General features: G+C 66.5%; 6 protein-coding genes. 2 read left to right on the forward strand and 4 right to left on the reverse strand.

Translation table 11 applies throughout. From position 1 onward, the window contains the following. Nucleotides 1–142: 142 nt before the first annotated feature. On the forward strand, nt 143–1006 hold the full coding sequence (locus VIG90_RS13315) for an SDR family NAD(P)-dependent oxidoreductase (protein WP_331594010.1): 864 nt from the start codon (nt 143–145) through the stop codon (nt 1004–1006). A gap of 425 nt (nt 1007–1431) precedes the next feature. Further along, nucleotides 1432–1758: a hypothetical protein gene (locus VIG90_RS13320; protein ID WP_331594011.1), complete on the forward strand. Its 327-nt coding sequence runs from the start codon at nt 1432–1434 to the stop codon at nt 1756–1758. Between the two features lie 304 nt (nt 1759–2062). Here the strand turns inward: VIG90_RS13320 and VIG90_RS13325 are convergent, their stop codons facing one another. The 4 genes from VIG90_RS13325 to VIG90_RS13340 all read right to left on the reverse strand — a co-directional run bounded on the left by VIG90_RS13325 (nt 2063) and on the right by VIG90_RS13340 (nt 4723). After that, nucleotides 2063–2317: a hypothetical protein gene (locus VIG90_RS13325; protein WP_331594012.1), complete on the reverse strand. Its 255-nt coding sequence runs from the start codon at nt 2315–2317 to the stop codon at nt 2063–2065. Between the two features lie 53 nt (nt 2318–2370). Beyond that, complete coding sequence (locus tag VIG90_RS13330) at nt 2371–3225, reverse strand: hypothetical protein (protein ID WP_331594013.1); 855 nt, start codon at nt 3223–3225, stop codon at nt 2371–2373. Nucleotides 3226–3389: 164 nt separating this feature from the next. Next, nucleotides 3390–3779 carry a DUF3768 domain-containing protein gene (locus tag VIG90_RS13335; RefSeq protein ID WP_331594014.1) on the reverse strand — a complete coding sequence of 130 codons (390 nt, stop codon included), beginning with the start codon at nt 3777–3779 and terminating at the stop codon, nt 3390–3392. Nucleotides 3780–3868: 89 nt separating this feature from the next. Further along, on the reverse strand, nt 3869–4723 hold the full coding sequence (locus VIG90_RS13340) for a DUF7146 domain-containing protein (RefSeq protein WP_331594015.1): 855 nt from the start codon (nt 4721–4723) through the stop codon (nt 3869–3871). Between the last annotated feature and the right edge of the window lie 197 nt (nt 4724–4920).

Consider the following 4920-nt stretch of genomic DNA (forward strand, 5'->3'; position numbering starts at 1 on the left):
CTTACGTGCGGCAGGAGGGGCGCTGGTACATCCAGACCAGCCGGTTTGAGCGCCAGTCCCTGCTTGTGCGCAGCATCAACGAGACGGGTAGCCTGTCGGCGGCCGTCCTTGGCCTCCAAAATCACGGATGAAAGGGTCCAGCATGCAACAAAAGAACCCGATGGTGGCGGTGGTCACCGGTGCGAGCCGCGGCGCAGGCCGGGGCATCGCCGCGGCGCTCGGTCAGTACGGCGCCACCGTCTATGTGACGGGCCGGACGATGCGCGCCGGCGAGGCGGCCCTGCCCGGCACCATTCTGGAGACCGCCGAGGCGGTGACACAGGCCGGCGGGCGCGGCATTGCCGTCCAGGTCGACCACGCGGACGATGCGGCGGTTGCCGCCCTCTTCCGCCGGGTCGAGGAGGAGCAGGGCCGACTCGACCTGCTGGTGAACAACGTTGCTCACATCGATGACCAGTTGATCGAGCCCGGGCCGTTCTGGGAAAAGTCGCTCTCGCTGGCCAACATCCTGGATGTGGGCCTGAGGAGCCAGTACGTGGCAAGCTACCATGCCGCGCCGCTCATGGCCCGGCAGAAGAGCGGGCTCATCGTCTTTACCTCCTCCTTCGGCAGCAACTGCTACATGCACGGGCCGGCCTACGGCGCGCAGAAGGCCGGCGTCGACAAGATGGCCTACGACATGTCGATCGACCTGCAGGATCACGGCGTCGCGGTGGTTTCGATCTGGATGGGGATCCTGGCGACCGAGCGCACCAAGGCGTCGGCTCTTGCGCGCCCGGACGAGTACGGCCACGCGCTCGAGATCGCCGAGACGCCCGAGTTCACGGGGCGCCTCATCGCCAGGATCTTCGAGGATCCCAACCGCATGGATTTAACGGGCAAGGTCCTGATCGGCGCCGAGCAGGCGCTCAGCTATGGCCTCATGGACGAAGGCGGGCGCCAGCCCGTCTCCCACCGGCCGATGCTGGGCGGGCCGCCGGCCTACCATCCGGCCATCGTCAGGTAAGGCCCATGGCGGCCGGGCGGAAGACCGAGCAGCGCCCGGCACGCCTTGTCCGCGCTTCGGCCCGAATGCGGGAAACTGCACAGGTGCCCAAGGCCGCGGGAACTCTGACGCCCATATGCAGAGCCGCACGCGGGCGCCGGCAAGCCATAAATAAAATCATGCGCTCCGGGGCAGCCCCAGTCCGGCACGCCGCTGTCCCTTGCCGGCAGTGCCGGCACGCATCGACAGGGGGACCACAGCGGGCAAGACCCGCCTTGCGCTTGTCCCCTTGCAGTTCTGGAGGCTTGCGTCTCGAGTGCTGGTTGCGCAGTCCTTGCCCTTTTCCAGCGGAGTTCGCTCATATGAAAAACAATAAGGACTTTCACAGCTTTTTGCGGGATGCGTCCTGCACAAATCCGCGGCCGGCGCACCGCCAGATTGAAACCATGGTCGACCGGGTCGTGCTGACGCGGACCGTCGAGACCTTCATTGCAAAAGACCCGGAGGCTGCGGCGGTCAAAAGCACGGCGCGGCGCCGGCACCTGCTGCGGGCGCTTGCTGGCTGCTGCAACTTTGCCCGCGAGATCCGGGCCGACAGCACGCTCCACTTCGGGCTTTTCTCGGCCTGGGAGCGGGAATTCTTCTTCCTGATCCGCGAGGCCGGCACCCGCGGCGGGTGTGCGGAGGAGCCTGCAGGGCATCCTGCCGCGCCTGCCCGGATCCTGGCGATCGGATTCCGGGAAGACTGGGGCCCGCCTTCTGGCTTGAATTGACCTCCCCTGCCCGCGCAGGCGCGGAGAGCGCTGCCGTGCCCGCTGTCCGGCGCCTGGGCGAGCGGGCCTGTTCACTCAATGAAATTCAGGAAAAAGACAAGGCCGGCCTGACCCGGACCCGAGGCGCAAGCCACTGGCCAGCCTTGGGGCAGTCCCGGCGATTATGGGCGCAATTGGCGGCGATGTTCCTGGCAACCCCGGTCCTATTCCCGGCAGGTCTGCAGCGGCCTCGGCTCGCGTGCCGAACCGCGCGCTGGCCTGCCGGCAATGCCAGTCTTCGCAAATAAAAGGTGCAACGCGAACTCTAGAAAATGGTCGAGACCAGCCGGTAGGGCCGCGGCTCCTCCCCTTCCAGCTTGAGCCGAAACACATCCTCGCCCCAAATGACGCAGTGGGCCTGAATGGGGCAGTCCTGGGCGATGATGGCGACGGGCCTGCCATGGCGCTCGAACAGGCGCTGGGCCAGCCGGTGAGCGCGGGTGTAGTCGGTCAAGCGCCGGCGCAAGGGTGACGGGTGTTCGGGCCAGGGTACAGCGGAACAGGGCTCTGGGGTGCGCATCGCTCCCTCCTCAAAGGCTAGGGACCTTTGCTGCTTGGGAATCTTGGCCCCTGTCATGACCTGGGCGCCTTCGGGTCTGCGGCCGGTGCGTTCGCCGCTTCCACGAGATCAGCGACGGAGTGAATGCCGAACAGCGCCAGGTGGCGGCAGGGCACATGCTCGCCGGCCACATGGGTGGCCAGAATCTCGAAGGTCGCCCGCGTCTTGAGATGGGCAAGGCTTTGGGCATTGCCAGATCCATAAACGTGGGGCGCGGTGATGACAGCCTGCCGGAGAACATCGTGGTAGTCCGAGTAGTAGGTGAGCGCGATCCGGTGGATCTCCCGCCAGTGCTGGCGCAGGTGCTCGCGCTGGAGGCTGGCGGCAGCGGCGATGTCGGCCCACTCGGCCTCGGACACCGTATCGAGCCGGCTCCAGAAGGCATGGATCTCCGGGGTTGCCCAAGGGTAGCGGCCGTCGCGCTCGATGAGCGTGTCCGGCCAGATCGGACGGGGGTTTTCGGGCCCTAAGCGCATGAGAACCGCATGGGTCAGACTGATGCCGAGGATCTCGGCAACCGCCCGGTCGATGACATCCTGAGGCGCGGCCTCGTACTGTGCGCGGGACCAGCGGGCCAGGTGCTTCAGCACATACCAGTGCGGCTCGACCTTGAGGGGCGTCACCGACAGTGGCCCACCCGGACTCTTCGTGTCGTGGAGGAGCGTGTGCTTGACGCCCCAGAAGTCGCGCATCCATTCGGCATTGCGCTCGATCTGCCGGGCCCGCCAGCGGGCAGAATGATCAGTGCCGGCCTGCTCCGCGTGCCCGCCGATGCGCCGCGTCAGAAGAAGAACGGGGCGCGGGCGCCGGCACGGGCGCAAGCGCAGGCGGAAGGGTTTCTGGAACAGCTTGAGCAGGTCTTTGAACATAAGAGAAGCTCCTTTCAAGCGAAGGCCCTGAGGACGCGCAGCACGACGCCACCCGCGCGGGGGAAGCGCGAGGGAGAAGCCGAAGCGGCAGGGATCAGGGCAGAGGTGGCGAGGATATTGAGCTGCTTGGCGGGGGCAGTGCCCCTCGAGGCCACCGAAAACTTTCAGTAATCCTCGGGAAAGCCGATGGTCAGCACCCGGCGGGTGACGGCCGGGTTGGCGGGGTCTGAACTCCCCTTGCGGCCGGCCGTGTCAAAATAGTCGATCTTGAAGAAGAAGGTGCGGTCCCAGCTTTCAAAAAATCCGAAGTCGTGCTCTTCGGCAGGGTCATTGTTTTCATCGAATGCATCGAACGCGGCCAAGGCGCGCAACAGAAACAGTCGGCGCGCCAGCCATTCCTTGGGCAGCAGCTCCGGCGCGGATCGAAGGAAGTCGGCAACGGCCGTGGTCAGGACCACCTGGCCGAGCCGCGTGTCGAAGGGCGCCTGGCGCAGCTGGTCGTTAAGCTCGCGAATGCGGGCCTTGTGCGCTGGATCATTCAAATTTTGGGTCATGGCGGAAGCCTTTCAGCAAGCCCGCGCGCCCGGCCTGCTCGAGAAAGAGCAGCCGGTCGCAGCGGCATGGGTGAAAGAGAAGGGTTGCTTCAGGCCGGCTTCAGGACATCGGCCCAGTCGTTGAAGGGCGGCTCGGGGAACCGGGCCAGCACCTCGAGGCCCGCCCTGGCATAGGTGGCCTGTGCGCGGGCAACGCCGTGGCGTCCGGCCTCGTCATTGTCGCCGAACAGCACCAAAGTCTGGACGCACTCCGGCAGTGCCAGCTGATAAAGGCGCGTGCTCGAGAGCGCCGCCCAGACCGGAATGCCGTGAAGCTGCATCGCGGCCAGGGCCGTCTCGACGCCCTCGGCGAGCCCGAGCGTCGGTCTGGCCGGGGCCAGTTGCACTGCGCTTTTGCCGGGCGCATTGGTCAGCATGCGCCGGGGCTCGCAAGAGCTGAGGCGCGGTTCGTTTGGGTCCAGGTAGATGCGATGCAACGCTACAAGCCGGCCGTCCAGGTCCTGGCAGGCGGCGAGCAAGACCGGGGGCCGGTGCCCGCTTGGCCGGTGGCGGCAGCGGGGCAGGAAGCGCAAGGGCACGCTCTGAGGAGCAGTTAGCCCGCGTGCTTCCAGGTAGCGGGCAGCGAGCGTGTTCTGGACCGGCACCGCCTCTTGCCAGAGCCGCTCCACCCAGGCCTGGATTTCCTGCGGGCTGCGCTCGGGCGGCAAGGCCTTCAGGCGACACCCGCCCAGGTGCGGCTCATACCGGCGGATGGCCGCCAGCACAGACGATTGAGAACAGCCTGCGTGGCATTTGAAGAGCAGCGCCTGCTCGCCAGTGCGGATACTGAGCGAGGGCGTGCGATCCTTGTGGGCCGGACAGCGGCACATGCCGTGCTGTCCGAACCAGGCGCCGCCGAGCAGCCCGCACAGGCGGGCGCCGGCCGCGGCCAGCTCTGAAGTCATGGCAGGTCTCCCAGAAAGCAATGAAGGGCAGGAAGAGACAAGGAGATGATGCTTCTCACCCCTCGCCTCTTCCCCCTTTTCTTCCCTCCTTCCCCTTCGGTCTGGACTGGGGCCCGAGGAGATGCTTTGCGATCCGGGCTGTCACACAGCGGCGGATTCTATCCGGAGAGATACCTCGTCCCGCCCTGATTGCCACG

The sequence above is a fragment of the Pedomonas sp. genome, assembly GCF_036515995.1.
In the GTDB taxonomy this organism is placed as follows: Bacteria; Pseudomonadota; Alphaproteobacteria; order Sphingomonadales; family Sphingomonadaceae; genus Pedomonas.